Source organism: Geobacter hydrogenophilus (assembly GCF_018501225.1).
Lineage (GTDB): Bacteria > Desulfobacterota > Desulfuromonadia > Geobacterales > Geobacteraceae > Geobacter > Geobacter hydrogenophilus.
The window spans coordinates 691167-716608 of sequence record NZ_JAHCZI010000001.1 but is presented as its reverse complement, the minus strand read 5'-3'; the positions used below and the strand labels follow the sequence as shown (position 1 = coordinate 716608).

General features: G+C 62.5%; 25 protein-coding genes. 13 read left to right on the top strand and 12 right to left on the bottom strand.

Annotation, left to right across the window (positions count from 1 at the left end; all coding sequences use genetic code 11):
• Nucleotides 1-68: 68 nt before the first annotated feature.
• The 5 genes from rbr to KI811_RS03150 form a co-directional block, all read right to left on the bottom strand.
• Nucleotides 69-644: a rubrerythrin gene (gene rbr, locus KI811_RS03170; protein ID WP_214185034.1), complete on the bottom strand. Its 576-nt coding sequence runs from the start codon at nt 642-644 to the stop codon at nt 69-71.
• Nucleotides 645-670: 26 nt separating this feature from the next.
• On the bottom strand, nt 671-1171 hold the full coding sequence (locus tag KI811_RS03165) for a rubrerythrin family protein (protein WP_214185033.1): 501 nt from the start codon (nt 1169-1171) through the stop codon (nt 671-673).
• A gap of 56 nt (nt 1172-1227) precedes the next feature.
• Nucleotides 1228-3426 (bottom strand): catalase/peroxidase HPI, encoded by a 2199-nt coding sequence (gene katG / locus KI811_RS03160; protein ID WP_214185032.1) that lies wholly within the window; start codon nt 3424-3426, stop codon nt 1228-1230.
• A 42-nt stretch (nt 3427-3468) separates the two neighbouring features.
• On the bottom strand, nt 3469-3912 hold the full coding sequence (locus KI811_RS03155; RefSeq protein ID WP_214185031.1) for a Fur family transcriptional regulator: 444 nt from the start codon (nt 3910-3912) through the stop codon (nt 3469-3471).
• A gap of 174 nt (nt 3913-4086) precedes the next feature.
• On the bottom strand, nt 4087-4788 hold the full coding sequence (locus KI811_RS03150) for a multiheme c-type cytochrome (RefSeq protein ID WP_214185030.1): 702 nt from the start codon (nt 4786-4788) through the stop codon (nt 4087-4089).
• 342 nt (nt 4789-5130) lie between these two features.
• Between KI811_RS03150 and KI811_RS03145 the strand changes: the two genes are divergently transcribed.
• The 5 genes from KI811_RS03145 to KI811_RS03125 all read left to right on the top strand — a co-directional run bounded on the left by KI811_RS03145 (nt 5131) and on the right by KI811_RS03125 (nt 10056).
• Nucleotides 5131-7890 carry a bifunctional nitrogenase iron-molybdenum cofactor biosynthesis protein NifEN gene (locus KI811_RS03145; RefSeq protein ID WP_214185029.1) on the top strand — a complete coding sequence of 920 codons (2760 nt, stop codon included), beginning with the start codon at nt 5131-5133 and terminating at the stop codon, nt 7888-7890.
• A 73-nt stretch (nt 7891-7963) separates the two neighbouring features.
• On the top strand, nt 7964-8350 hold the full coding sequence (nifX, locus tag KI811_RS03140) for a nitrogen fixation protein NifX (RefSeq protein WP_214185028.1): 387 nt from the start codon (nt 7964-7966) through the stop codon (nt 8348-8350).
• A gap of 80 nt (nt 8351-8430) precedes the next feature.
• Nucleotides 8431-8694 (top strand): ferredoxin III, nif-specific, encoded by a 264-nt coding sequence (fdxB, locus tag KI811_RS03135; protein ID WP_214185027.1) that lies wholly within the window; start codon nt 8431-8433, stop codon nt 8692-8694.
• A 178-nt stretch (nt 8695-8872) separates the two neighbouring features.
• Nucleotides 8873-9202 carry a NifB/NifX family molybdenum-iron cluster-binding protein gene (locus KI811_RS03130; protein WP_214185026.1) on the top strand — a complete coding sequence of 110 codons (330 nt, stop codon included), beginning with the start codon at nt 8873-8875 and terminating at the stop codon, nt 9200-9202.
• Nucleotides 9203-9258: 56 nt separating this feature from the next.
• Nucleotides 9259-10056 (top strand): NAD(+)--dinitrogen-reductase ADP-D-ribosyltransferase, encoded by a 798-nt coding sequence (locus KI811_RS03125; RefSeq protein ID WP_214185025.1) that lies wholly within the window; start codon nt 9259-9261, stop codon nt 10054-10056.
• A gap of 78 nt (nt 10057-10134) precedes the next feature.
• Here the strand turns inward: KI811_RS03125 and KI811_RS03120 are convergent, their stop codons facing one another.
• Together KI811_RS03120 and draG are read right to left on the bottom strand one after the other, a co-directional pair.
• On the bottom strand, nt 10135-11601 hold the full coding sequence (locus KI811_RS03120; RefSeq protein ID WP_214185024.1) for a cytochrome c family protein: 1467 nt from the start codon (nt 11599-11601) through the stop codon (nt 10135-10137).
• Between the two features lie 114 nt (nt 11602-11715).
• Nucleotides 11716-12618 (bottom strand): ADP-ribosyl-[dinitrogen reductase] hydrolase, encoded by a 903-nt coding sequence (gene draG / locus KI811_RS03115; protein WP_214185023.1) that lies wholly within the window; start codon nt 12616-12618, stop codon nt 11716-11718.
• A 352-nt stretch (nt 12619-12970) separates the two neighbouring features.
• Here draG and KI811_RS03110 point away from each other — a divergent pair, with 352 nt between their 5' ends.
• The 6 genes from KI811_RS03110 to KI811_RS03085 all read left to right on the top strand — a co-directional run bounded on the left by KI811_RS03110 (nt 12971) and on the right by KI811_RS03085 (nt 19904).
• Nucleotides 12971-13843: a radical SAM protein gene (locus tag KI811_RS03110; protein ID WP_214185022.1), complete on the top strand. Its 873-nt coding sequence runs from the start codon at nt 12971-12973 to the stop codon at nt 13841-13843.
• Nucleotides 13844-13850: 7 nt separating this feature from the next.
• Nucleotides 13851-14660, top strand: coding sequence for a GNAT family N-acetyltransferase (locus KI811_RS03105; protein WP_214185021.1), 810 nt, complete (start codon nt 13851-13853; stop codon nt 14658-14660).
• A gap of 164 nt (nt 14661-14824) precedes the next feature.
• Entirely contained in the window at nt 14825-15643 is an 819-nt protein-coding gene (locus tag KI811_RS03100; protein ID WP_214185020.1) for an electron transfer flavoprotein subunit beta/FixA family protein, read from the top strand.
• Nucleotides 15644-15732: 89 nt separating this feature from the next.
• Entirely contained in the window at nt 15733-17067 is a 1335-nt protein-coding gene (locus KI811_RS03095; RefSeq protein WP_214185019.1) for an electron transfer flavoprotein subunit alpha, read from the top strand.
• A 55-nt stretch (nt 17068-17122) separates the two neighbouring features.
• Entirely contained in the window at nt 17123-19102 is a 1980-nt protein-coding gene (locus tag KI811_RS03090; RefSeq protein WP_214185018.1) for a heterodisulfide reductase-related iron-sulfur binding cluster, read from the top strand.
• 172 nt (nt 19103-19274) lie between these two features.
• Nucleotides 19275-19904: a hypothetical protein gene (locus KI811_RS03085; RefSeq protein ID WP_214185017.1), complete on the top strand. Its 630-nt coding sequence runs from the start codon at nt 19275-19277 to the stop codon at nt 19902-19904.
• 47 nt (nt 19905-19951) lie between these two features.
• Here the strand turns inward: KI811_RS03085 and KI811_RS03080 are convergent, their stop codons facing one another.
• The 5 genes from KI811_RS03080 to KI811_RS03060 form a co-directional block, all read right to left on the bottom strand.
• Nucleotides 19952-21292, bottom strand: a complete 1341-nt coding sequence (locus KI811_RS03080) for an ATP-binding protein (protein ID WP_214185016.1) — start codon at nt 21290-21292, stop codon at nt 19952-19954.
• Entirely contained in the window at nt 21268-21930 is a 663-nt protein-coding gene (locus KI811_RS03075; protein WP_214185015.1) for a response regulator, read from the bottom strand. Before KI811_RS03075 ends, KI811_RS03080 begins: the two co-directional genes overlap by 25 nt.
• A gap of 135 nt (nt 21931-22065) precedes the next feature.
• Nucleotides 22066-22836, bottom strand: coding sequence for a COG4705 family protein (locus tag KI811_RS03070; RefSeq protein WP_214185014.1), 771 nt, complete (start codon nt 22834-22836; stop codon nt 22066-22068).
• Between the two features lie 34 nt (nt 22837-22870).
• Nucleotides 22871-23467, bottom strand: a complete 597-nt coding sequence (locus KI811_RS03065; RefSeq protein ID WP_214185013.1) for an undecaprenyl-diphosphatase — start codon at nt 23465-23467, stop codon at nt 22871-22873.
• Nucleotides 23468-23522: 55 nt separating this feature from the next.
• Nucleotides 23523-23858, bottom strand: coding sequence for a PepSY domain-containing protein (locus KI811_RS03060; RefSeq protein WP_214185012.1), 336 nt, complete (start codon nt 23856-23858; stop codon nt 23523-23525).
• Between the two features lie 176 nt (nt 23859-24034).
• On the opposite strand from KI811_RS03060, the gene KI811_RS03055 reads away from it, so the two are divergent.
• Both KI811_RS03055 and KI811_RS03050 read left to right on the top strand, forming a co-directional pair.
• The gene (locus KI811_RS03055; protein WP_214185011.1) at nt 24035-24367 is read left to right on the top strand and encodes a cupin domain-containing protein; all 333 of its coding nucleotides are present in this window, start codon (nt 24035-24037) and stop codon (nt 24365-24367) included.
• A 187-nt stretch (nt 24368-24554) separates the two neighbouring features.
• On the top strand, nt 24555-25379 hold the full coding sequence (locus tag KI811_RS03050) for a formate/nitrite transporter family protein (protein ID WP_214185010.1): 825 nt from the start codon (nt 24555-24557) through the stop codon (nt 25377-25379).
• Nucleotides 25380-25442 lie beyond the last annotated feature (63 nt).

Below are 25442 nucleotides of genomic sequence, written 5' to 3'. Positions count from 1 at the left end.
GGATACGGGAAAAGGGCGCTTCCCCGCGGGAAGCGCCCTTTTGTTTTTCCGTGAAGCCTTGGGCTGTTCTACCAGTTCTCCCCCAGAAGCTCGAAGTGATCCTTGGGGTGGGCGCAGGCGGGGCACTGCTCCGGGGCGCCAGCGGCGGTGTGGAGATAACCGCAGTTGCGGCAGCGCCAGACCACTTCGTTCTCGCGGGTGAAGACCCGCTTGGCCTCGATGTTGGCCAGGAGATCCCGATAGCGCTTTTCATGCTGCTTTTCCGCCACGGAGATGGCCCGCCAGACAGCGGCGATGGCGGGGAACCCCTCTTCCTGGGCCACCTGGGCGAAGGCGGGATAGAGAACGGTGTGCTCCTCGTGCTCACCTGTGGCGGCAGCCAGGAGGTTCTCGGCCGTGGTGCCAATCCTGCCGGCCGGGAAGCAGGCGGTTATCTCCAGGTCGCCCCCTTCCAGGAACTTGAAGAAGCGCTTGGCGTGCTCCTTCTCCTGGTTGGCGGTCTCCTCGAAGATGTCGGCGATCTGCACGTACCCTTCTTTTTTTGCCGCGGCGGCAAAGTAGGTGTAACGGTTGCGGGCCTGGCTCTCGCCGGCAAAGGACTTCAGGAGGTTCTGCTCGGTTTTGGTTCCCTTGATGCTGCTCATCTAACAATCTCCTTCGTGGTGGGGTATTAGTCGATCAGGGTGAAACGTTCCTTCGGCACCCCGCATACGGGGCACTTGTCGGGCGCCGCGTCGTAGACGGTGTTGCCGCAGATCTCGCAGACGTAAACCTGCCGGGATGCCAGGTCGCCGCCACTCTGCACCGCCGCCAGGGCCTTCTGGTAGAGGTCATGGTGAATCTCCTCCACGGCCAGGGCGTTGCGGAAGGAGATCTCCGCCATGCGGTCCCCCTCCTGCTTTGCCTCTTCCAGGTAGGGCGGATACATGGTCTGGAACTCGAACCCCTCGCCAGCGATGGCCTCCTGAAGGTTCTCGGCGGTCTTCTTGATTCCTCCCATGGCGCGCAGGTGGGCATGGGCATGGACGGTCTCGGCATGGGCGGCGGCCCTGAACAGTCTGGCCACCTGGGGCAAGCCGTCCACCTCGGCCTGCTTGGCAAAGGCGAGATATTTCCGGTTGGCCTGGCTTTCGCCGGCAAAGGCTTCGGCGAGATTTTCCTTTGTGGACATCTGGTTCCTCCTTGTGGGCAATGTGGAGCGTTTTCCGCGCTCTCTTATTAGCAGTATTACTTCTCCCTGTCAAAGCGGTCCAGGTTCATGACCTTGTTCCAGGCCATTACGAAGTCACGCGCGAACTTCTCTCGTGCATCGTCCTGCGCGTACACCTCGGCCAGGGCCCGCAGTTGCGAGTTGGAGCCGAATACCAGATCGACCCGGGTAGCGGTCCACTTGAGGTCGCCCGTAGCGCGGTCGCGCCCTTCGAACGTATCCCCGGCCTCGGACGTGGGCTTCCACACGGTGCCCATGTCGAGCAGGTTGACGAAGAAGTCGTTGGTCAGTGCCCCCGGCCGTTTCGTGAACACGCCATGCCGCGACTGGCCCGCGTTGGCCCCCAGCACTCGCAGGCCGCCCACGAGCACCGTCATCTCGGGGGCGCTCAGGGTCAGCAGGTGCGCCTTATCCACCAGCATTTCCTCGGCCGAAACACTGAATGCCTTCTTCCGGTAATTGCGGAAACCGTCGGCCTCGGGTTCCAGCACGGCGAATGATTTCACATCGGTCTGGTCCTGGGAGGCGTCGGTGCGGCCCGGGGTGAAGGGGACCTCCATCGGGTGGCCGGCAGCCTTGGCCGCCGCTTCAATAGCCGCGCAGCCGGCCAGTACGATGAGGTCCGCCAGCGAGACCTTCTTCCCCCCCGCCTGGGCGCCGTTGAACTCCCGCTGGATGGTTTCGAGCACGCCGAGCACCCGGGGCAGCCGCGCCGGCTGGTTGACCTCCCACTCCTTTTGCGGCGCCAGGCGGATGCGGGCGCCGTTGGCGCCGCCGCGCTTGTCCGACCCGCGGAAGGTGGAGGCCGAGGCCCAGGCGGTGGAAACCAGCTCCGCCACCGACAGGCCCGAGGCCAGAATCCTGGCCTTGAGGTCGGCGACGTCCCGGGCGTCGATGAGGGGATGATCGACGGCGGGGAGCGGGTCCTGCCAGATCAGGTCTTCGGCCGGGACTTCAGGCCCAAGGTAGCGGGCCTTGGGACCCATGTCGCGGTGGGTCAGCTTGAACCAGGCGCGGGCGAAGGCGTCGGCAAGGGCCTGCGGGTCCTTGTGGAAGCGGCGCGCGATGGGCTCGTAGATCGGGTCGAAACGCAGCGACAGGTCGGCCGTGGTCATCATGGGCCGGTGCTTCAGCGATGGGTCATGGGCATCCGGAATCATGTGCTCCGGCTTCACGTCCTTGGCCAGCCATTGATGAGCGCCGGCCGGGCTCTTGGACAGCTCCCACTCGTAGCCGAAGAGCGTGTTGAAGTAGCCCATGTCCCATGTGGTGGGATTGAGTTTCCAGGCCCCTTCGATGCCGCTGGTGGTGGTGTGCACCCCCTTGCCGGTGCCGAAGCTGTTCTTCCAGCCCAGGCCCATTTCTTCCAGGGGGGCGGCCTCGGGCTCGGGGCCCACCAGTTTCGGGTCCCCCGCGCCGTGGGCCTTGCCGAAGGTGTGGCCGCCGGCGACGAGGGCGACGGTTTCCTCGTCGTTCATCCCCATGCGGCCGAAGGTCTCACGCACATCGCGGCCCGAAGCCACGGGGTCGGGGTTGCCGTTGGGGCCTTCGGGGTTCACATAGATCAGGCCCATCTGCACGGCAGCCAGCGGGTTTTCCAGCTCGCGGTCGCCGGTGTAGCGCTTGTCGCCCAGCCATTCGGCCTCGGCCCCCCAGTAGATGTCCTCCTCGGGCTGCCAGATATCCACGCGGCCACCGCCGAAACCGAAGGTCTTGAAGCCCATGGACTCCAGCGCCACGTTTCCGGCCAGAATCATCAGGTCGGCCCAGGAGATCCGGTTGCCGTATTTTTGCTTGATGGGCCAGAGCAGGCGGCGCGCCTTGTCCAGATTGCCGTTGTCGGGCCAGCTGTTGACCGGCGCGAACCGCTGGTTGCCGGTACCGCCGCCGCCGCGTCCGTCACCGGTACGGTAGGTGCCGGCGCTGTGCCAGGCCATGCGGATAAACAGGCCGCCGTAGTGTCCCCAGTCGGCCGGCCACCAGTCCTGGGAGTCGGTCATCAGCGCGGCCAGGTCCTGCTTCAGGGCGGCCAGGTCAAGCTTCTTGAATTCTTCCGCATAGTTGAAGTCGGGGGCCATCGGGTTGGAGGCCGGCGCGTGCTGGTGAAGGATGCCGATGTTCAACTGGTTGGGCCACCAGTCGCGGTTCGATCTGCCCCTGCCGGCAGAGGTCCTGCCGGATGTGCCCGTTACGGGACACGTGGTGTCTTCACTCATCGTCGTTCTCCTTTCATTTCGAGGTGGTGGAAGGGTGTGTGGTCATTCAAGGCACGTGCGGCATATGCCGTAGACGACGACGTTTCTGGTGTCGATGCGCCCCCAGGGGGCGATTTCCTCGGGAAGGGCCGTCGCGTCGATGGCGGGCCACTGGAAGTCGATGATCTCCCGGCACCGGCTGCATATCAGGTGGTGGTGCCGCATCCCCTTTGCCTCGAACCGCGACTGGCTTTCCACCGTCTCCACCCTGTTGATGAGCCCGTGGCGGGCAAAGGTAGCCAGGGTCCGGTAGACCGTGTCCAGGGAGAGGGTGGGGATCCGGCGGCGTAGCCGCTGGTGGAGTACCTCCGCCGAGGGATGGTCGGTGGCCGCGGCCAGCTCCCGGTAGATCTCCAGCCGCTGGTGGGTGAGGCGCAGGCCCGCATTCCGGCAGGCCTGTGCAAAGGCGTCGATCTGCTCCTGGTTGTGATCTCTCTGTTTTGCCATGGTTGCCAAGTGGTGTCGCAATTAGTAATTAGTTGCAAGTAGGAATAATACCTAGCAAAAGGGGGGAGTCAAGGAATGGGAAAAATTTCTGCGTGTGTTACGGGGTTGGCTCTGATGGAAGAAGGCCGGAAGCATCCTTCCGGTCTTCTCCGGGCGTGGCGGTGGGGGAAATGGCTATCTGCCGCCGCCGTGACAGCTGTCGCAGGATACCGTCTGGCCGGCGAGCCCCTTGATGATTGCCTGCTGTACGCGAGTGTCCTTGCTGGTGTGGCAGAGATAGCATGATGACACATTGCTGCTGGAAGAAGAGCTTGAGCCATAGCTGCCGCCGTGGTAACTGCTCCAGCTGCCGGAGCTGCTGCCGCCACCCGAATGGATCTGGGGGAGCGAGCCCGGGTGACACCCGCGGCAGGTGTCCACAACGCAATGGGTTACAGTGTTGTGGACAGCAGAGGTGTGACAGGCGATGCAGTCTCTGATGACTACCGGCGTGAAGGTTCCTGGCGGGTTTTCCACCATTTGGTGACAGTCAAGACACTGCAGGTTTCTCGGTGGTTTGAGAAGGTTGTGGTGTTTTTCCGCATTGGCGGTTGAGGTCTCGCCGCCGGGGTGGCATTTGAGGCAGTCTGTCTTGGTCAGTGAAAGGGTGAGGTTGGAGGCGATGCATTTCGGTGTCTGACTGCTGTCGCCACTCCCCGACCAACTGCCGGAACTGCTGCTGGAGTATGACGAACTGCTCGATCCGTCCCTTGACCAGCTGGCCTCTGTCGAGGCCCCTGCCCCAACCACAAGGAGCAACGCTCCCCCTGCCATCAGGATCGATTTTCCGATGTGTCGTCTCTTTGAGGCATCTCTCAGGCTTGTTCTGTTTTTCATACAGCCTCCTTTTATTAGTCCTTGAGTTGTCGGGAATTTTGGTGAAAAAATTATAAACAGTTAAAGTATGGAGTCAATGGAGGATTGAATTTTCTAGTCTATGGTGGCGATTATGTGCTGTGCGTCCGGCGACGGATGCTGCTTAAATAGTGTGCATTATTTGTCGCTGTGCAGGAGGCTTTGAGGGAGGCTGCCGAAAAATCGGCATGTTAGCTGAGGTTGACGTCCTTGGCACGTCACCTGCTTAAGGTTAAACAATACGAGAAGTTTTCCGACGGTCTTCTGGCAAAGGCGCCTACCATTCCATGGAATGGGGCGCCTTTTTCCGTTTCGAGGCACACTATGGCAAAGCCCGACTACTACGACGCAGCCGACTGCGATACCCACGAAAAAGGCGCCCCCAAGTTCTGCAAGAAGTCGGAGCCGGGGGAGGGGGCCGAGCGCTCCTGTGCCTACGACGGCGCCCGGGTGGTGCTCATGCCGATCACCGACGTGATCCACCTAGTGCACGGCCCCATTGCCTGCGCCGGCAACTCCTGGGACAACCGGGGGGCCCGCTCCTCGGGGTCACAGCTCTACCGCCGGGGCTTCACCACCGAGATGCTGGAGAACGATGTGGTCTTTGGCGGCGAGAAGAAGCTCTACAGGGCGATTCTGGAGCTGGCCGAGCGGTATGAGGGGCAGGCGAAGGCCATGTTCGTCTATGCCACCTGCGTTACCGCCATGACCGGCGACGACATTGAGGCGGTCTGCGCCGCGGCCGGCAAAAAGATCTCCATCCCCCTCATCCCGGTCAACACCCCCGGCTTCATCGGCGACAAGAACATCGGCAACCGGCTGGCCGGCGAAGTGCTCTTCAAGCACGTCATCGGCACCGCAGAGCCGCCGGTATTGGGCGACTACCCCATCAACCTCATTGGCGAGTACAACATCGCCGGCGATCTCTGGGGGATGCTCCCGCTGTTCGAGCGGCTCGGCATCCAGGTCCTCTCCTGCTTCAGCGGCGACGCCAAGTTCGAGGAGCTCCGCTACGCCCACCGGGCAAAGCTCAATATCATCATCTGCTCCAAGAGCCTCACCAACCTCGCCAAGAAGATGCAGAAGAACTACGGCATGCCCTACCTGGAGGAGTCCTTCTACGGCATGACCGACACGGCCAAGGCGTTGCGGGACATCGCTCGGGAGCTGGACGACGCCGTGGGCGGTCTTGAGAAACGGACCATGCAGGACCGGGTGGAGAGGCTCCTTGAGGAAGAAGAGGCGAAATGCCGGGAGCGTCTCGCCCCCTACCGGGAGCGGCTGGAGGGGAAGCGGTCGGTCCTCTTCACCGGCGGGGTCAAGACCTGGTCCATGGTGAACGCCCTGCGGGAGCTGGGGGTGGAGATCCTGGCCGCCGGGACCCAAAACTCGACCCTGGAGGACTTCTACCGGATGAAGGCCCTCATGCACCAGGACGCCCGGATCATCGAGGACACCTCCAGCGCCGGGCTTCTCCAGGTCATGTATGACAAGATGCCGGACCTCATCGTTGCCGGGGGGAAGACCAAGTTCCTGGCCCTGAAGACCAAGACCCCGTTCCTGGACATCAACCACGGCCGCTCCCACCCCTATGCCGGGTACGAGGGGATGGTCACCTTTGCGAAGCAGCTGGACCTGACGGTCAACAACCCCATCTGGCCGGTTCTGAACGCACCGGCCCCATGGGAGAAGAGCGGCGAGGAACTGGCGGCCGCCGTGGCCTTTGCGGCCGGCCATGCCGCGGCACACCTGGCGGAGGACCTCAAGGATTCGAAAGTGAAGGTGCCGGCGAAGAACGCCACGGTGAACCCCCAGAAGAACTCGCCGGCCCTCGGCGCGACCCTGGCCTACCTGGGGATCGACCAGATGCTGGCGCTCCTCCACGGCGCCCAGGGGTGCTCCACCTTTATCCGGCTCCAGCTCTCCCGCCACTTCAAGGAGCCCATCGCCCTGAACTCCACCGCCATGAGCGAGGACACCGCCATCTTCGGCGGGTGGGAGAACCTGAAGAAGGGACTGAAAAAGGTGATCGAGAAGTTCAGTCCGGAGGTGGTGGGGGTCATGACCTCGGGGCTCACTGAAACCATGGGGGACGACGTGCGGAGCGCCATCGTCCACTTTCGCCAGGAGAATCCGGAGCACGACGGGGTGCCCATCGTCTGGGCCTCCACCCCCGATTACTGCGGCTCCCTCCAGGAGGGGTACGCCGCGGCGGTGGAGGCCATTGTCAGGAGCGTTCCCGAATCGGGGGAGACGCTTCCCGGCCAGGTGACGGTCCTCCCCGGCGCCCACCTGACCCCGGCCGACGTGGAGGAGGTGCGGGAGATCTGCGAGGCCTTCGGTCTCGACCCGATCATCGTCCCCGACATCGCCAACGCCCTGGACGGCCACATCGACGAGACGGTGTCCCCCCTCTCCACCGGTGGGGTCTCCATGGCGCGGATTCGGGAGGCGGGGCGAAGCTGCGCCACCATTTTCATCGGCGATTCCCTGGCAAAGGCGGCCGAGGCCCTGACGGAGAAATGCGGGATGCCCAACTACGGCTTCACCTCCATCACTGGGCTGGCCGAGGTGGACCGCTTCATGGAGACCCTGTCGGCCATCTCCGGCAGGCCCATCCCCGAGAAGTTTCGCCGCTGGCGGAGCCGGCTCATGGATGCCATGGTGGACAGCCATTACCAGTTCGGCCTGAAGAAGGTGACTGTTGCCCTGGAGGCGGATAACCTCAAGACCATGGCAGGCTTTCTGTCCGGCATGGGGTGCGAGATACAGGCAGCCATCGCGGCGACACGGGTCCGGGGGCTCGATGCGCTTCCGGCACGGGAAATATTCGTGGGGGACCTGGAGGATCTGGAGACGGCGGCCAGGGGGAGCGACCTGGTCGTGGCCAACTCCAACGGCCGCCAAGCCGCGGCGAAGCTCGGGATCAAGGCCCACCTGCGAGCGGGGCTCCCGGTCTTCGACCGCCTCGGCGCCCACCAGAAGATGTGGGTGGGGTACCGGGGGACCATGAATCTCTTGTTCGAGACGGCGAACCTGTTCCAGGCCAACGCCTCGGAGGGCCAGAAATTGGCGCACAATTAAGCCCTCACCCGGCCTTCGGCCACCCTCTCCCTGGGGGAGAGGGGCTGGGGTGAGGGGACGAAAGGATGACAACATGAAAGTCGCATTCACATCAACAACCGGCGAGATGATCGACGAGCACTTCGGCATGGCCAAGAATTTCCAGATCTGGGAGATCGGGCCTGAGGCCTCATCATTCCTGGAGACGGTCACTATCGGGGCCCACGGCGATGACGAGGAGGATAAGATCGCTGCCCGGGCCGCGGTCCTCGGGGAGTGCGCCATCGTCTATACCATGGCCATCGGCGGGCCGGCCGCTGCCAAGCTCGTGGCCCTGAAGATCCATCCCATGAAAACCAATTCTCCGGTCAGCCTCCCCGATACGGTGAGCCGGCTTCAGGAGGTGTTGAAGGGAAACCCTCCGCCGTGGCTGCGCAAGGCCATGAACAAGGGGAAGGGTGTGTCGTTCGACGAAGAATAAGCGGCGCTGCTTGCCGCGCCCTGTCATATCAATGGGCGCGGCAAGCAGCGCCCCTACAAAACCATAACGGAGGAAGCACCATGGCCTACATCACCGGATTAAGAAGAAACAAGACGGAATATACCCCCGAATTCGTCGTCTCCATTGACGAGGAGACCTGCATCGGCTGCGCCCGCTGTTTCAAGGTCTGCGCCCATGACGTACTCACCTTCGAGGAGGTGGACGAGGACGATTCGGCCAAGATGTTCATGAAGGTCTCGAATCCCGGCAACTGTATCGGCTGCCAGGCCTGTGGGCGGACCTGTTCGAAGAAGTGCTTCAGCTTCGCCCCGGTGGAGATGTAGGAGCAAGCTCTTCCGGAATCGATCATTTTTTAGAACTCTACAGGAGCGAAGAGTTTCGGGTTCTGGCAAGGCGGGCAACGGTCCGGGCGGAGGCGTAGCAGCGCTACGCCGCACAACGGGACCGGCAGCCCAACGCCGCCAGGTTCCGGAAATCTTCGCTCCTCCACCGGAGGTTGCCATGCTCATTGCCGTAGCATCCAAGGACGGAAGGGAGATCAACCAGCACTTCGGCCATGCGGAGCGTTTCCTCATCTACGAGGTGGAGGGGAACGACGCGAAGCTGGTGGACGAGAAGAAGGTGGAGCGTTACTGCTCCTACGACGTGGACCACCCCCTGCGGAGCCACATCCTTGAGGCCATTGCCGGTGCCCTTGCCGGCTGCCGGGCCATGGTCTGCGCCCAGATCGGCCAGGCACCCCAGATGGAGATGGAGCGGCTCGGCATCGACGCCTTCATAGCCGACGGCCCCATCAAGCCGACCCTGATCGAAATCGCCAAGGCACTGTAGGGGCAGGTTTTGGCCGCCCCCAATAACGGTTTCCCGTCACAACGAGGTGATGACCCATGCACAATTCGGGATTCAATCTCTGCAACCTGCCGCCGTGGGTCATCGCCTCCCGCCACTTCAACGATAATCCCCACCCCCTGGAGGTCCAGGGGGTCCGCCTCGCCAACCGCTTCCTCTTCGAGCGGCTCGCCGCCATCGACTCCCCCGACGAGCGAGCCACCGTATTCAACGACTACATGTCGGTTAAGTTTCAGCTCCACCTCTGGCAGGAGCAGGCAACGCCATCGGCCCGCAGGAGCCTGAAAAACAGCTATCTCCGCTATCTCCGGGGCTGGATGATGGATTCAAATTCCGTGGAGGGGGCCGTCCTCAAGGGGTGGGTCGAGAGCCGCATGGGGATCGTCCCCACTTTCCACAAAGCCTGCATCGCCGGTATCCACACCGAATCGTACTATGACTACGTGGTGGACCGCACCGCCGGCAGCAAGCGGACCAGCGCCATCAACTCCCAGTTGGACATCCTCTATGAGTTCTGCCAGTACGAACTGGCCCGCCGCTTCCCCGAAGAGCGGTGGATAACCCTTTACCGTGGGACCTTCGCGGCTGACGACTACGACGTGGTGGAAGATCTCGGCAGGCGGGAGAAAATCATCCGCTTCAACAACCTCGTCTCCTTCACCTCCCATGAGGAGCGGGCCTGGGAGTTCGGTTCTACGGTCTGGGAGATCCGGGCACCCCTGGCCAAAGTCTTTTTCTTCGACGAACTCCTCCCCAGCAGCATTCTCAAGGGGGAGGGGGAGTACCTGGTTATCGGCGGGGAGTACCGGGTGCGGCGGGTTATGTGTACTGTGTAGGGATACGGCTGTGGAATGCAAAAAGCCCCGACGGAGCGATCCGCCGGGGCTTTGACGTTTCAGGACATATATGTCCGCCTACTTGCTCGTATCCACCGTCACCTGCTTCACCACCATGTCAACCACGGGGAGGGGGGGGACTGCCTTGAGGCCGTACATCTGCTCCAGGTTGATGTCCTTGGGCACGGCGGCCAGGAGTGCCTCGGCCACCTTCTGGTCGGCCTGGCGGAAGCGGAGCTTGGCTTCGATGCTTACTTTCTTGAGGTCTGCCGGGAAATGGAGTCCGTAGTAAGTGTCCCGGTATCCCTTGGGCGGAATGGTGTCGTGCTTGGAGAAACCGACAACCTTCCAGGGATCGACGGCAAAGTGGAATTCGCTGGTCATGCCGTCGGAGGCGAAGTTGCGGGCGACTTCGGAGAGGGAGCCGTCGGGGTTGAGGGTGCCGCTCGTCATGACGGCCTTGCCCGTTTCATCCCTGAGGGTAATTTCCAGCCACATCTGGCGGACGTTGGTGAGAGATGTGGGGAGGTTGTGCCCGGCCCGGACGTTCTTCACCCGCACCTTCAGTTCGTCGAGCTTGCCCTCGTGGTAGATGGGGAATACTTCCAGGTCCGCCGCGGACTTCAGCCGCTCCACGGCCATCTCGTACTGGTTCATGAGGCTCTTGGCCAGTTCTTCGTCCCCCGCCTTCCTGGCGGCGCCGGAGGCCAGATAGGTGAGGAGGTAGTTGGCGCCGCTGAAGTAGTGCTTGTACTCCTTGCGCTCCGGCTTCACGAACTGGTCGGCGGTCCGCTTGAAGGTCTGGATATCCACCATGTGGCAGTCCTGGCACATGATGGCCTTCTGGGCGTAGGGGCCGGCAATCCACTCGTTGTAGGTGGCTTCGATGGGGAAGTGATCGTCGTAGTGATAGACCTGGTGGCAGGAGGCGCAGAGGTTGGCCTGGAGGTGGAGGGGCGATTCCTCACACTGGTGGAAGCCGCCGCCGCACTCCTTGTGGTTGGGGATGGGACCCCGCTTGATAAGGGTCTGGCCGCTGGCGGTCTCCACGCCGGGGGTCATGATGAAGGAACCGTTCTCGGCGACCCGGGCCGGGGTCTGCTGGTGGGTCACGCCGCTGATGGAATGGCAGACGTCGCAGGAGACGCCGGCAAGGGCAATGGGGGAAAGGCCGCTGATCCCCGGTCCCTTAATCTCGCCGGTGACCACGCCGATGGGGGTGTGGCATCCCTCGCACTGGCGGGCGATTTCATGACCCACGGCCTTGACCCCCTTATTGAGCTCTCCCTGGTAGACCGGATCCTTGAAGGCGAGGCTATGCACCGAGCCGTTCCACTCCTTGTACTGCTTCTCGTGGCAGCCGCCGCAGACCTCGGGGGCGTTGAAGGGGACGGAGGACTTGTTCCACTTGATGAGGGACGGGTAGTAGGGGTAGAACTCCCGGTCTACAGGGAAGACGGGGGATGCTGCCAGGGCCGCCACGGCGGCACTGACGATTGCGAAACAGACGAAGAGGGTGGTGGCGAGGCGCGACGTTCGCTTCATGATTGGTTCCTCCTTGACCAAAACCGGTAGTGATTATGCTGCGTTGATTAATTTACGCTTAATGTTTAGCAGCAAAAGCATCTACCGTCAAGGAGGGGGCTACAAAATACCGGTTTATTCGCGAAGGGCCGGCGATAGGGCAATTAGCCGAGCGGAAAGGTCTGCAATCTCGGTCATGGTTCTCCGCTCCATTCGCTTCAGCCACCGCTGGGGAATCCCTTCCATGCCGTAGAAGGCCCCGGCGACCATGCCGCAGATGGCGCCGGTGGTGTCGGCATCCCCCCCCTGGTTCACGGTCCCCACGAGGCATTCTTCGAAGCTCCGTCCCCGGAAAAAATGGTGGAAGACGGTCTGCACGGTGTCGACCACGTAGCCGGTGGCGAGCCCCCGGTAGGGGGTGAAGGTGAAGGCGGGATGGTCGGCGGCGAGGAGGTCTGCCTCCCGGCGGAGGCGGTTCCTGGATGCGCCCTGGAGCGCCAGGTGGACGAGGCGCCCGAGGGTGATGCAGGCGGCGTCGGAAAGGGGGTGGTTATGGGTGATGCGGGCCTGCTCCAGGGCGCAGCACTGCAGGAGGTCATCGTCGCCGAGAGTGTAGAGGGCCGCCGGGAGCATCCGCATGGCGGCGCCATTGCCGGCGTCCCACTGGTTGAAGGGGGTTTCGAGAATGCCTTTGAGCATGAAGTTCCGGATGCCTCGGCGGCAGGTGTCCCCCACATCCACCGGCTTTGTCCTCAGCCATCCCGCGAACTCGTCGGCGATGCCGCGCAGGGACCAGCCGCCAGCGGCAACGATGGCCCGGGCCACACAGAGGGACATCTCGGTGTCGTCGGTCACCTGGCCCGGTTTGAGCCGCAGCCATCCGCCACCGACGATCTCCCGCAGGACGCCATGCTTTGACCGTATCTCCCCGGCCGTCATGAATTCCACCGGCGCGCCGAGGGCGTCTCCCACCGCCAGCCCGATGAAGGCGGCCCGGGCCCGGGAGCGGATATCGTGATGATCGAGGAAATGGGGCATGGTGGAAGTTGCTGCAATAAACAAGCCTTGGTGGAACGAGGTGTTGTGAGAGCACGGTGGCGAGTTGGTGAAGCAGTGGGGGGAGTTCTCTTGCTCGGTTGTTGCCTGTTTTTTAATCCGTCTTGGAAAAAACAGGCAACAATAATTATTTTTAGTGTGATTAAAATACCTCTAAATACAAGATGTTGCAGTCAATTCCTTGATTAGGGAAGATCTGGCACGCTTCATGTTAATGGATAAGGCAAAGGCCATACGACGAAGTGTGGAGAGGAAGACAGGCACAGAAGCCCGGCGCGAGAGATCCGCCGGGCTTTTTTCGTTCATGCAGCCCAACCGGGCACGGGAGGTAGACATGGCCACATCATGCGATCAGTTGAAGAAGATCCAAGGACATCCCTGTTTCGGCGGCAACCACCACAAGAACGGCAGGATGCACCTGGCCGTGGCGCCCCGCTGCAACATCAAGTGCGGCTACTGCACCCGCAGGCACGACTGCGCCAACGAGTCCCGCCCCGGCGTCACGAGCCGGCTCATTACCCCGGAAGAAGCGATCATCAAGGTTCGCGAGGTGATGGCGAGTCCCGTGGTGGGCCCCATCATCAAGGTGATCGGCATAGCCGGCCCCGGCGACCCCTTGGCCAACGAAGAGACCTTCGAAACCTTCCGTCTTGTGGGGGAGGAGTTCCCCCATCTCATGAAGTGCATGAGCACCAACGGGCTCCTCCTCCCCGACGCCATCGACCGGCTCCACGAACTGGACCTCCACAGCCTCACCGTCACCCTCAATGCCCTCGATCCGGCGGTGGGGGCGCGGATTTACGGACACATCGGCTATCACGGCAAGGTTTTCCGGGGCGTCGAGGCGGCGGAGATCCTGGTGACCAACCAGCTGGAGGGGATCCGGCGGGCCGTGGGATACGGAATGACGGTGAAGGTGAACACCGTCTACATCCCCGGGGTCAACGAAGAGCAGGTGCCCCTTATCGGTAGAAAAATCAAGGAGCTGGGCGCTTTCGTCATGAATATCATGCCACTCATACCACAGGCCGATTTCGCCCATATCAGCCCGCCGCCGCCCGAAGAGCTGGACCGGGTGCGGAAGCGAAACGAGTCGATCATCGGCCAGTTCAAGCACTGCCGCCAGTGCCGGGCCGACGCCGTGGGGCTCATCGGACGGGACGTGACCGTGGCGGAGCCTGGCACTCCGCTTCCCGTTGCCGTTTGAGGCTGACATGAAGATCAGGCCCTTTTGTCCCGATGACGTTTCCCTGTTCCTGGCCCTTGCCGCTGCCGAGGGGTGGATCAGCGACCCGTGGGAGTTCGCATTCATCCTCGATAGCTTTCCCCGTGGTTGCCTCGCCGTGGAGGAAAACGGGCGGCCCGTGGCGTTCGTCACAGCGGTCCGCTACGGCGCGAGCGGGTGGATCGGCAATCTGATCGTGGCGGAGGGGTGCCGGGAACGGGGATACGGAACCCTCCTCATGGGCCGGGCCATGGGCGAGCTTCTGGACTCCGGAGCCAGGACCGTCTGGCTCACCGCATCGACCCAGGGACGTCCCCTTTACGAGAAAATGGGTTTCCGGGAGCGGGACGGCGTGGTTCGCTGGCGCGGAACGGCCACGGGGGGGGCGCAACGGCACGATGATCCCGTTGCTCCGGACGAATTGGTTCCCCTCGATCGTGCCGGATGGGGCGATGACCGCAGGTGCATCCTGAGCGCCGTGGTTGCCCGGGGAATGGTGCTGCGGGTAGATGGGGGCTTCCTGGTGGCCCATCCGTGCGGAAGCGGCTTCCAGCTGGGCCCTTGGGCGGCAGAGGGGCGGGGCGTTGCCGGGGAGCTCCTGGGGCGGGCGCTCTCCCGCATGCCGGGGGGGACACAGGTTCTCCTCGACGTGCCGGTCCGCAATAGTGCCGCCGCCTCTGTTCTCTCTCATGCCGGCTTTGCCGCCAGCGGCCGGACGGTCCTCATGTGCGCGGGGGACGAGCCGGCCTATGAGCCGGAAAGGATTTTCGCCCTTGCCACATTGGGGAGCGCGGGGTGAATATAGTTTTTATTCACAATAAAAAATATGCCTAAAATTTAAGCAAACTATTCTTGAAATCAAGTTTGATTTTTTGATATTATTATCTGCTGCTGAAGATGGAGGCAATGACCCGTTGACCCCGTCTCTAACTTTCGAGCCCTTCACGGGGCGGGAGGATTTTCATGCTCGCCATTGCCTGTATCAAACAGGTGCCGGACACTACCCAGGTAAAGATTGATCCTGCCACCAACACCCTCGTCCGCGAGGGGATCCCGTTCATCGTCAACCCGTACGACACCCATGCCCTGGAGGAGAGCCTCCGGATCAAGGACCGCTTCGGCTTCCGGGCCGTGGCCCTCTCCATGGGTCCACCCAACGCCGAGGCCGCTCTTCGCAAGGCCCTCTCCATGGGGGCCGATGATGCCATTCTCTGCTCCGACCGCTGCTTCGGCGGCGCCGACACCCTCTCCACGAGCAATGTCCTCGCCTCTGCCATCAAGCGGATCGCCCAGGAGACGGGGGAAGAGGTGGGGATCGTTTTCTGCGGCAAGCAGACCATCGACGGCGACACCGCCCAGGTGGGCCCCGGCATTGCCGTGCGCCTCGGCTTTACCCAGCTGACCCTCGTGGACCGCATCGAGGCCCTGGACCCGGTCAACCGGCGGATCAAGGTCCGGCGCAAGCTGGAAGGACGCTACGAGGTTGTTGAAGCTCCTCTGCCGGTCATGATAACCGCCGTGCGGGAGCTGAACCGCCCCCGCTACCCCTCCGTTCCCATGCGCCTTGCCGCCGCCGATGCCCAGGTAAAGGTCTGGACCAACGAGGTGCTGCGGATGGACGCGAACACCGTTGGCCTCAAGGGGTCGCCCACCTGGGTGAGCCGAATCTTCTCCCCCGAGCGGGACAAGGGTGAGATCATCGGTGATGGCCTGGTCGACCCGACAGGGACGGCCCGCCTCCTCATCGACCAGTTGCTGGAGAAGGACCTGCTGGCGGTATAAATTTATGGAATGCAGGGCGCCGCTTGCCGCGTCCCTGTCTTATACGATCCGTTGGGCGTGGCAACGCAGCGCCCCCACAGAGGAAATTCATGACTGAACCGAAGAAACTGAAAAAGCCCCGGGGGAAGGCCCGGCTCATCCCGGGGAAATGTATCGCTTGCGGCGCCCGCTGCCAGAGCGCCTGCCCCGTGGACTGCATCGAGATGAATGAGGCCGGGGAGCCGATCGTCCTCTCCGACAAGTGCATCGGCTGCCTCAAATGCGTGAAGGTTTGCCCGGCCGAGGCCATGGAGATGTTCTTCACCCCCGAGGAACTGCAGATCCTTCAGGAACTGGCAAAGCAGCAGGAGGCCAGCGGTGTGGCCGCTGCCGAGGAGGAGGACGCCGAAGAGGCGGCCCTGGCCACGATGCTCGCCGCCTACCGGGGAGTCTGGGTTTTCGTGGAACAGACCGAGGGGGAGCCGGCCAAGGTCTCCTGGGAACTGATGGGGGTCGGCGCCCAACTGGCCAAGAGCCTGGGTGTCGAGCTCTGCGCCATGGTCATCGGCGAGAACGTGGAGCATCTCTGCCACGAGGCCTTCGCCTACGGCGCCACCAAAGCCTATCTCCTTGACCAGAAAGTGTTCCACTTCTACCGCACCGAGCCCTACCTGGACGCCTGCTGCTATCTCATCGCCAAGTACAAGCCGGAGATCATCCTCATGGGTGCCACCGGCATGGGGCGTGACCTGGCCGGCGCCGTGGCCACCCGGGTCAAGACGGGGCTTACCGCCGACTGCACCGGCCTCGATGTGGACGACAAGCGGAACCTGCGTCAGACGCGGCCCGCTTTTGGCGGCAACATCATGGCCACCATCATGTGCGACAAGTTCCGTCCCCAGATGGCCACGGTGCGTCCCCACGTGATGCAGATGCCGGAAAAAACGGGAGATGCCACCGGCGAGATCATCCAGGAGCGGTTCGAGATCGACGAGGCGAGCATCCTCACCAAGGTTCTGGAGATCATCAAGGACAAGAAGGCGGGGGTCGACATTGCCGGCGCCGAGTTCATCGTCTCGGGCGGACGAGGAATGATGGCGCCCGAGAACTTTACCATGCTCCAGGAACTGGCCGACGAACTGGGAGGGGTGGTGGGCGCTTCGCGCAGCGCCGTGGACGCCGGCTGGATGCCCCACGACCGCCAGGTGGGACAGACCGGCAAGACGGTGCGCCCCAAGATCTACATCGCCTGCGGCATCTCCGGCGCCATCCAGCATCTCGTGGGGATGCAGGATTCGGATGTGGTCATCGCCATCAACCGGGACAAGGAGGCTCCCATCTTCCAGGTAGCCACCTACGGCATCGTGGGTGACCTCTTCCAGATTGTTCCGGCCCTCACCCAGTGCATCAGGGAACTGAAGAATCAGGGACCGGGGACAATCTAAGAACCTACTCCCTCTCCATCTCACTATCTCGCTCATTACTACGAGGTTTCTGTATATGCATCCAAATCCGGCCATTTTCACTCCGCTCATTCTGGCGGCCCTTGCCTTCTTCGCCTGGAGCCTCTACCGCAGGCTCGGCCTCGTCACCCTGGGGCGCCCCGGCTATTCCTTCCGGGGGATCGGCGAAGGGCTCCGGGAGATGTTCCTCTACGCCTTCGTCCAGAAGCGGGTCCTGCGGCAAGGCTTCGGCTTCAACCACCTGATCATCTTCTGGGCATTCATCGTTCTGGTCGTCATCAATGCTGAATTCGTGGCGAGCGGCATCTTCCCGGCCGCGCGGCTGGCGGTGCTCCCCGATTTCTTCTATGTTCCGATCCGTTTTCTCTCCGACGTCATGTCGGCCCTTACCCTGGTGGCCATCGTCCTGGCCCTGGTGCGGCGGACCATCTTCCCGCCATACCCCGAGGCGCGCACCTTCGAGTCGTACCTGATCCTCTGTCTCATCGGCGTCCACATGATTGCCTTCTTCGGGGTGAGCGCCGCCGAGATCGCCATGGGGCGGGAACGGGCCGCCGCCTTCATGCCCGTTGCCTCCTTCCTGGGGAACCTCCTGTCGGGGCTGTCAGACAAGCACATCGAGGCCACCTTCAACTTCTACTGGTGGCTCCACGCCGCGGCCCTCATCGCCTTCATCACGGTGCTGATCCCCTTCACCAAGCACCTGCACGTCTTCACCGCCATTGTCAACTGCTTCCTCCGCCGGGAGGAGAAACCCAACACCCAGGAGCCCGAAGTCTTCGAGAAGGGGCGGATCTTCGGGGCAGGCCAGGTGGACCGGCTGGGGTGGAAGGACCTCTTTGACAGCTTTGCCTGCACCAAGTGCGGACGCTGCCAGAACGTCTGTCCGGCCGGCGCCACCGGCAAGCCCCTGAACCCCCGTCAGGTGATCAACGACATCCGGTTGAACCTCCTGGCCAACGGCCCGCTCCTCAAGCGTGGCGGCGCGGCCACGGTCCCCCTCATCGGGGAGGAGGGGGAAGGGAGCGTCTGCGAGGAGGCCATCTGGTCCTGCACCTCCTGCGGCGCCTGCATGGAGGCCTGCCCGGTCTTCATCGAGCACCTTCCCAAGCTGGTGGAGATGCGGCGGCACCTGGTGGAGATGGAAGCGAAATTCCCCGAGGAGCTCCTGAACCTCTTCGAGAACATGGAGCAGCGCTCCAACCCCTGGGGGATTGCCCCCGGCGAGCGGACCAAGTGGACCTCGCTCCTGGAGGTGAAGCCCTTCGAGAAGGGGGCGACCGAGTACCTCTTCTATGTGGGGTGCGCCGGCTCCTTCGACTCCCGGAGCAAACAGGTGACGGTGAACGTGGCAACGATCCTTGACGCGGCGGGCATCTCCTGGGGGATTCTCGGCAAGGACGAGAAGTGCTGCGGCGACAGCCTCCGGCGGCTGGGGAACGAATACGTCTTCGACCGGATGGCCCGGGAAAACGTGGCGCTCTTCAGGGAGCGGGGGGTGACCAAGGTCATCACCCAGTGCCCCCACTGTTTCACTACCCTCAAGAACGACTACCGCCAGTACGGTATCGAGCTGGAGGTGATCCACCATTCCGAGCTGATCCAGCAGCTGCTGGACGCCGGGCGGCTGAAGCTGAACCGCCAGGTGAGCGAGTTGGGGAAGATCATCCTCCACGACTCCTGCTACCTGGGGCGCCACAACGATGTGTACGAGGCACCGCGGCAGGTGGTGACGAAGGTAACCGGCGCGGCCCCGGCCGAGTTCGACCGGGCGCGGGAAGAGTCGTTCTGTTGCGGCGCCGGCGGCGGCCGGATGTGGATGGAGGAGCAGACCGGCACCCGGATCAACCTGAACCGGGTCACCGAGGCCCTTTCGAAGAATCCCGACACCATCTGCGTCGCCTGTCCCTACTGCATGACCATGTTCGAGGACGGCCTCAAGGACAAGCAGGCCGGCCAGACAAAGGTTCGGGACATTGCCGAGGTGGTGGCCGAGGCGATGCGTCCGGCGCGGTAGGTCATCTCTGGATAGATAGGAAAAAGGGGAGTTTCCTTCGGGAGGCTCCCTTTTTTGTGCCCGCAAGAGCCGAAAGGTTTGACAGGGATAGGCACCGGCGGCGTTTCGGGGTATAATCCCACGGAAACAAGCTGGGATTTGCGACTCGACACAGGAAAGGGTGCACAACGTCATGACGCAGGACAAGGACGACCGGAAGCGGCCCCAACTTCGGCTGGTGGTGAACAACCCCGAATTGCGGGGGAGCCGTCCCGCAACCGGCGAGGATGCCAGCATGCCCTTCGAGGTGCTGATCGCGAAGCGCCATGAACTTCGGGCGGATTTCTACACGGGTATCGCCCCGCAGCACGTCAAGGCCTACGAGCGGATCGAGCGCCATCTGGAGCGCAGGGGGTGGCTCTATGGCCTCGACCCCCAGCACGGGCGTCTCATGGTGATCCCCGCCGCGACGGTCTGCCCCGAGGTGTTGGAACATGGGGGCTCTCCCCAGGACGAGCTGCTCCTCTTCGTGGCCGACGATCCCACGGGGCTCGGGCTCTGCCTCTGTCTGGAGATGATTCTTCCCTTCTGGAGCGACGACGCCGTCATGGAGGAGGCGCTCATCTACGCACCCATCTACCCGTACGGCTCCCTTTTCCTTGAGGAGAACAAGAACGACGGCTACCTGGACCTCATCTACCGGCTCTCGTTTCCCCTCTATCCTCCGGCCCCCACGGAGCGCCTCCTGGAGAAGCTCTTCGCCGTTGCGCGGTACGAATTGCGGGAGACTCTCATTGGGCTGGACGAGTTTCCCGAGGCGTGAGTTGCGTGCGTACCGGGGATAACGGTCAACGCCACCGGACGATGCCATCACCGGTTGTGTTGGGTAAGGGGTTGCCGGTAGCGGAATAGCGCCCCTTTCGTCCCCTTTCTGTTGTTCAGGCTCACCGTGCCCCCCAGGCGGTCCGCAATGCTCCGTATGATGGCCAGTCCAAGACCGCTGCCGGTTTCATCGTTCCCCACCACACGATAAAATGGCTCAAACAACCGCTCCTCTTCGCCGGCGGGAACTCCCGGCCCCGTGTCCTCCACCTGAAAGACCACCTCCCCCCCGTCGCGGTACAGATTGACATCAACCCTGCCTCCCGGCGGCGTATAGCGCAGGGCATTGTCAACGGCGTTACGTGCCAGCACCAGCAGGTCTTCTGCCGGTGCGGTCAGAGTAACCTCCTCAAACCGCTCACAGCCGAAGTCAATCCCCTTTGTTGCGGCGAACGGCACGTAATCCTCGATAACCTGCTGAACCAGGCGGTCGAAGGGGACATCGGTCGCGGGCGCGGCGCCAGCCTGGCGCCGCGCCAGACTCAGGAGCTGTTCCAGCAATTTCCCGGCCCGCTCAAGACCGGCTTTCAGTTGCATGACCCGTTGCTTCCCCTCGGGCGACGAAATGCTTTGTTCGAGGTTGTCCGTCTGTACCATTAGTGCCGTCAGGGGAGAGCGCAGTTCGTGGGCGGCGTCGGCAATGAAACGGCGCTGCTGCTCAAGGGCCGTGGAAAGACGCTGCATGAGCCCATTGATGGCGGCGACAAAGGGGCGTATCTCCGAGGGGACTCCATGGGCGGATAGGGGGGTCAGGTTGGTGTCATCCCGTGTGTCCAGTTGATGGGAAAGATGTGTTACCGGTGCCAGGGCGCGCCCTATGATCCAGGCTGCCAGAAGAGAGAGGGCCGGCACCAGCAGCAGTATTGGAATCAGGGTGAGAAGGGCGCTGTCCCGGGCGATCTCATTGCGTACCGCCGTCATCTGCCCCGTGGCGAGCCGGACACCGGACGGAAGGGTAAAGACATAGAGGCGCCAGGCCGTTCCATGGTGGACCCGCGTCTGGAATCCCTCAGGCAAGGTTCCGGGGAGGAGCGGGAGTTTCGGGTTTTTGGGGGCGACCCCCAGGGGGCAGACGACAGTTCGCGCATCGCGATCATTGCCGTCCACACTTCCCAGGGGGCTCATCCAGCCATCGGCGGTTTCCGGGTGGCGTTCCATCAGGAGGGCCATCTGGCGGAGTTGATCGTCCTGAAGTTCCTGGGCCTCCCGGAATGATATCAGGTATGAACAGAGCCCTGCCGCCAGGCCGCTTGCAAGAGTTACCCCGGCTATCCAGCGCCACAGGCGGCGACGCAGGGAGCCGTTCACTGGTTGCGATCCACCATCCATCCCATCCCCCGGACATTTTTGATTGCGTCGCTCCCCAGTTTCTTGCGTACCGCATGGATAAGAAATTCGACGGCGTTGCTCTCCACTTCCTCATTCCAGCCGTAGATGCGGGTCTCCAGGTCATCGCGGGAGAGGATCGCGCCGGGGCGCAAGAGCAGGGCCTGCAGCAGTGAAAACTCCCGGCTGGTGAGGCGGCAGCGCCGGTCGCCGCAGACGGCTTCCTTGGTGGCCGGGTCGAGGGCCAGGACTCCGTTGCTGAGGAGGGGGACGGCGCTCCTCGCCTGGCGGCGGGTGACGGCACGTATCCTTGCCAGCAGTTCTCCCACCGCGAATGGTTTGAGAAGATAGTCGTCGGCACCCAGGTCGAGACCGCGAATCCGCTCGTCAAGGGCGTCACGGGCGGTGACGATGAGGACGGGTGCAGAGTTTCCCGCCCCGCGCATCCGCCGCAGCACCTCCAGGCCGTCCCTTCCGGGAAGACCCAGATCGAGGATAACCAGTTGATACTCACCGGTCTCAACGGCATCGGAGGCGGCGATACCGTCGCGGACCCAGTCCACGGCATAGGCGGCATCCTTCAGTGCCTGTTCGACCGCCTCGCCGATCATCCTGTCATCTTCAATCAGCAAAATCCGCATCATCTCTCCGGGGGGACGGCTTGGCGGGCACAGCCGCTAGCCCGCCGTTATCCGCGTGCAGCCAGTGTCAATGCCGTCAGCTATACCATACCCCAGGCCGGGCGGATGTCACCAGGGAAATATCCCCGCCCCGGCTCAGTGGCTTTTCTCCGCGGCTCGATGGGGAAAGGCATACAGCCCCAGGAGGATGAAGCTGAAAAGAACCGTCGATGCCGTGTAGCGGCTCAATCCGAATCCCCCGGCGTTGACCGGTTTGTCGAGCAGGTCGCCGACCACCGCTCCAAGGGGGCGGGTCAGGATGAACGCCGTCCAGAAAAGGGCTGTGCGGGATATGCGGGTCCGGTAGTACGCCGCCACAACCCCTGCCAGCAGGATGGTGAAAATCATCGCCCCCCCTGTGTAGCCGAGGCCGGCCGTATCCGCCGTCCAGTCTCCCAGGGCGGTGCCGAGGGTTTGGGAAAACATGATGGTTACCCAGTAGAACACCTCCGCCTTCCTGGTTCGGACCGTGTCGACGGAGACGGAACCGAGGCTTCGATGCCAGACGAAGAGGGATCCCATGAGCAGGGTGAAGAGAATCGATGCCCCGCCGGCATAGCCGATGCCCAGGGAGCGGTCGGCAAAGTCGGCCAGGGTGGTTCCCACCGTTGTCGTGGCTATGATGGTGCTCCAGTACAGGAGGGGGTGGAAGCGTCCGGCGCGAACCTGGGCGGTGACGGCTATGGCAAAGATCGCCGCGAAGATCCCCGTGCCGACTAGATACCCCAGGTTCATGGACATGGATACGGCGTCGCCCCCCGTTTCGCCGAGGGTTGTTGCGGCGATCTTGAGGAGCCAGAAGGTGATGGTGACTTCCGGCACTTTGTTCAGGAGTTGCCTGGTTGTCCGCTCGGATGGTGTATTCATGTCAGAAATCTCCCTCTCGGTATTAATGGATGGCTTATTCATCGACCCAGCCTCCCTGAATCAGTGGTTTTGCAATCAGGTGGTAAGCTGCGAGCATCGGGCGGTAACAGACAGCAATGAGCAGACGCTCACTGCGGAACACCAGCCAGGCGCTCATAAGAGCCACCAAGGCAGCTCCTGCCATATCAAACGGGAAATGGACTCCTAGGTAGATCCGCGCCCAGGCCACCGGCACTCCCGCTACAGCCAGTGCAATACCCGCCCGTCGAAAGCGCTTCCGCATCATGAGCGAGCATGAGACACCCCAGATGAGGGTCAGGTGGTCACTGGGAAAGGAAGAGTCCGCCGCATGATGCAAGAATGTGTGCCCCATGGCGACCATGAACGGGCGTGGATGCAGCCAGAAAAAGGCGATGACCTGGTTGGCCAGCAGGCCCAGCGAGCCGGTTGCCGTTGCTTCCAGCATAACGATGCGTCGCTGCTCGTTTCCCCACAGCCAGCCGTACACCAGAAGTAACGGCACCAGCAGGATGAGATCCTCGGCCGCACCGCGGGCCAGTAACAGCATGAGTTCGCTGGGATGGGCTGGAGCGTTAAGAAGCATAAATAGCCTATGATTCAGTACTTCCATTGTCGTTTACCTGTCCGGGGAGATTGTTTACCCCGGATGATGGTTTCTGTCGGGATCAATCTTCCTTGTCCTGATCGTTGGTGTTGTCGGCTTTATCGACGGTAGAGGCCAGAACGATCCCCTTGGCCGCATCAACGGCGACATCATAGGTGGTGCCGTTGGCAACGACTTCAACTTCGTAGAACCACCCCTTTTTTCCTTGCTCCAACTCGGCCCGCGTTGCCTTTCCATTGGTCTGCTGTTCCGCTGCCCTTACCGCCTGGATAAGTGAGGTTTCTGCGTGACGGATGATGAGCGCATCATTCTCCGGTACTTTGGAAGCATTTGCTGTTACAGTCCCGATGGTGGCGATGGCGACAAGCGCTAATCCTGCCTTCAGTGCTCGTTTCATGGGTGTTTCCTCCCTTTTGGTGTCAGCAGTTCGTGCTGTATGGTTAGGACGATAGCAGGGGAAACTTAGCTCAAAATTAGGAAGAAAAAGTTTTTTGACGGGGATCAAATCCCCCTGCCCCGGAATGGTGTACTGTTATTGCAGAGGAAGACCATTTCACCATTGAGGAGGAAATCATGAGCGAAACAACCGAAACCCTGGTGGGACGCGCCATTGACCTGAAGGAACTGATCGCTTACCAGGAGGGCTCCGTGGTGAGCCGGACCCTCAATGACAAGAACGTCGGCACCATCACCCTCTTCGCCTTCGGAGAGGGACAGGGGCTGAGCGAGCACACGGCCCCCTACGACGCCTTCGTGGAGATCGTCGACGGCGAGGCGGACATCACCATCGACGGCACCGATCACCGGGTGACGGCGGGGCAGTTCATCATCATGCCCGCCAACCACCCCCACGCCCTGCGGGCGGTGACCCGCTTCAAGATGCTCCTGGTGATGATCCGGGCATAAACACCCCCCATCATATTCCGGAAAAAAAGACCCGCGCTGACGTGGGTCTTTTTTTGTCTGCAGCACTGCGCTGGAGTCTTGCTCCGAAGTCCGGCTCAGTGTATAACCCACTCACCCCGCGCACCCACGGTGCGGAAAATACCGGCTTTTCGGCAGATGACCGAACGCCGTGCCAGGAGATTCTCCCATGGAAAAGCGCTTCCTGACCCCGGCCGAAACAATCCGGGCCATCGTGGAAAACGGCCGGCGGGTCCTGACCCAGTCGCGCTTGCGGACGGTCGTCCTGAGTTTCCTGTCCGGGGTCTACATCGCCTTCGGCGCCGAGCTGGCCACGGTGGTGACCCAGGACGCCGCCGGCTTCGTGGGGCAGGGGATAGCGCGGCTTCTGAGCGGGAGCGTCTTCTCTCTCGGTCTCATGCTCGTGGTGGTCTGCGGGGCCGAGCTCTTCACCGGCAACACCCTCCTATCCGGCTCGGCCCTCCAGGGGGAGATCAGCTGGGGGAAGGTGCTGGAAAACTGGCTGATCGTGATTCTCGGCAACCTGGTGGGATCCCTCTTCATTGCGTGGCTCATGTTCGAGTCGCGGCTCTGGTCGTCGGGGAACATGGTCGACCACTCCCTGCGGATCGCTGTGGTCAAGTGTCAGCTCCCCTTCGGCGTGGCCCTCGTCCGGGGGATTCTCTGCAACTGGCTCGTCTGCCTTGCCGTTTTCATGGCCACGGCGGCCCGGGACGTGGCCGGCAAGTTCCTGGCCTGCTATGGGCCGATCATGGCCTTTGTGGCGAGTGGCTTCGAGCACTCGGTGGCCAACATGTACTTCATCCCCACGGGGCTCCTTCTGTCCGGGGAGCTGGGGAGGAACGAGCCAGGGCTCACCTGGGGGAACTTCTTCATGGCGAACCTCCTTCCCGTGACCATCGGCAACATCCTTGGCGGCGTGGTATTCGTGGCCTCTGCCTACTGGTACGTCCACCTGAAGGGGGAGGGGAGACGGGAGCGCCCGGAGGGATAGGGCTCCTTCTGTCAGCGATCGGCGCGGATCGATTCCGGCCTGCTCCGTGCATCACAGGTTCAA

Excerpts from the sequence above, each read along its gene's own strand:
- rbr (WP_214185034.1), bottom strand. The coding sequence starts at position 644 with ATGAGCAGCATCAAGGGAACCAAAACCGAGCAGAACCTCCTGAAGTCC.
- KI811_RS03165 (WP_214185033.1), bottom strand. The coding sequence starts at position 1,171 with ATGTCCACAAAGGAAAATCTCGCCGAAGCCTTTGCCGGCGAAAGCCAG.
- katG (WP_214185032.1), bottom strand. The coding sequence starts at position 3,426 with ATGAGTGAAGACACCACGTGTCCCGTAACGGGCACATCCGGCAGGACC.
- KI811_RS03155 (WP_214185031.1), bottom strand. The coding sequence starts at position 3,912 with ATGGCAAAACAGAGAGATCACAACCAGGAGCAGATCGACGCCTTTGCA.
- KI811_RS03150 (WP_214185030.1), bottom strand. The coding sequence starts at position 4,788 with ATGAAAAACAGAACAAGCCTGAGAGATGCCTCAAAGAGACGACACATC.
- KI811_RS03145 (WP_214185029.1), top strand. The coding sequence starts at position 5,131 with ATGGCAAAGCCCGACTACTACGACGCAGCCGACTGCGATACCCACGAA.
- nifX (WP_214185028.1), top strand. The coding sequence starts at position 7,964 with ATGAAAGTCGCATTCACATCAACAACCGGCGAGATGATCGACGAGCAC.
- fdxB (WP_214185027.1), top strand. The coding sequence starts at position 8,431 with ATGGCCTACATCACCGGATTAAGAAGAAACAAGACGGAATATACCCCC.
- KI811_RS03130 (WP_214185026.1), top strand. The coding sequence starts at position 8,873 with ATGCTCATTGCCGTAGCATCCAAGGACGGAAGGGAGATCAACCAGCAC.
- KI811_RS03125 (WP_214185025.1), top strand. The coding sequence starts at position 9,259 with ATGCACAATTCGGGATTCAATCTCTGCAACCTGCCGCCGTGGGTCATC.
- KI811_RS03120 (WP_214185024.1), bottom strand. The coding sequence starts at position 11,601 with ATGAAGCGAACGTCGCGCCTCGCCACCACCCTCTTCGTCTGTTTCGCA.
- draG (WP_214185023.1), bottom strand. The coding sequence starts at position 12,618 with ATGCCCCATTTCCTCGATCATCACGATATCCGCTCCCGGGCCCGGGCC.
- KI811_RS03110 (WP_214185022.1), top strand. The coding sequence starts at position 12,971 with ATGGCCACATCATGCGATCAGTTGAAGAAGATCCAAGGACATCCCTGT.
- KI811_RS03105 (WP_214185021.1), top strand. The coding sequence starts at position 13,851 with ATGAAGATCAGGCCCTTTTGTCCCGATGACGTTTCCCTGTTCCTGGCC.
- KI811_RS03100 (WP_214185020.1), top strand. The coding sequence starts at position 14,825 with ATGCTCGCCATTGCCTGTATCAAACAGGTGCCGGACACTACCCAGGTA.
- KI811_RS03095 (WP_214185019.1), top strand. The coding sequence starts at position 15,733 with ATGACTGAACCGAAGAAACTGAAAAAGCCCCGGGGGAAGGCCCGGCTC.
- KI811_RS03090 (WP_214185018.1), top strand. The coding sequence starts at position 17,123 with ATGCATCCAAATCCGGCCATTTTCACTCCGCTCATTCTGGCGGCCCTT.
- KI811_RS03085 (WP_214185017.1), top strand. The coding sequence starts at position 19,275 with ATGACGCAGGACAAGGACGACCGGAAGCGGCCCCAACTTCGGCTGGTG.
- KI811_RS03080 (WP_214185016.1), bottom strand. The coding sequence starts at position 21,292 with ATGGATGGTGGATCGCAACCAGTGAACGGCTCCCTGCGTCGCCGCCTG.
- KI811_RS03075 (WP_214185015.1), bottom strand. The coding sequence starts at position 21,930 with ATGCGGATTTTGCTGATTGAAGATGACAGGATGATCGGCGAGGCGGTC.
- KI811_RS03070 (WP_214185014.1), bottom strand. The coding sequence starts at position 22,836 with ATGAATACACCATCCGAGCGGACAACCAGGCAACTCCTGAACAAAGTG.
- KI811_RS03065 (WP_214185013.1), bottom strand. The coding sequence starts at position 23,467 with ATGGAAGTACTGAATCATAGGCTATTTATGCTTCTTAACGCTCCAGCC.
- KI811_RS03060 (WP_214185012.1), bottom strand. The coding sequence starts at position 23,858 with ATGAAACGAGCACTGAAGGCAGGATTAGCGCTTGTCGCCATCGCCACC.
- KI811_RS03055 (WP_214185011.1), top strand. The coding sequence starts at position 24,035 with ATGAGCGAAACAACCGAAACCCTGGTGGGACGCGCCATTGACCTGAAG.
- KI811_RS03050 (WP_214185010.1), top strand. The coding sequence starts at position 24,555 with ATGGAAAAGCGCTTCCTGACCCCGGCCGAAACAATCCGGGCCATCGTG.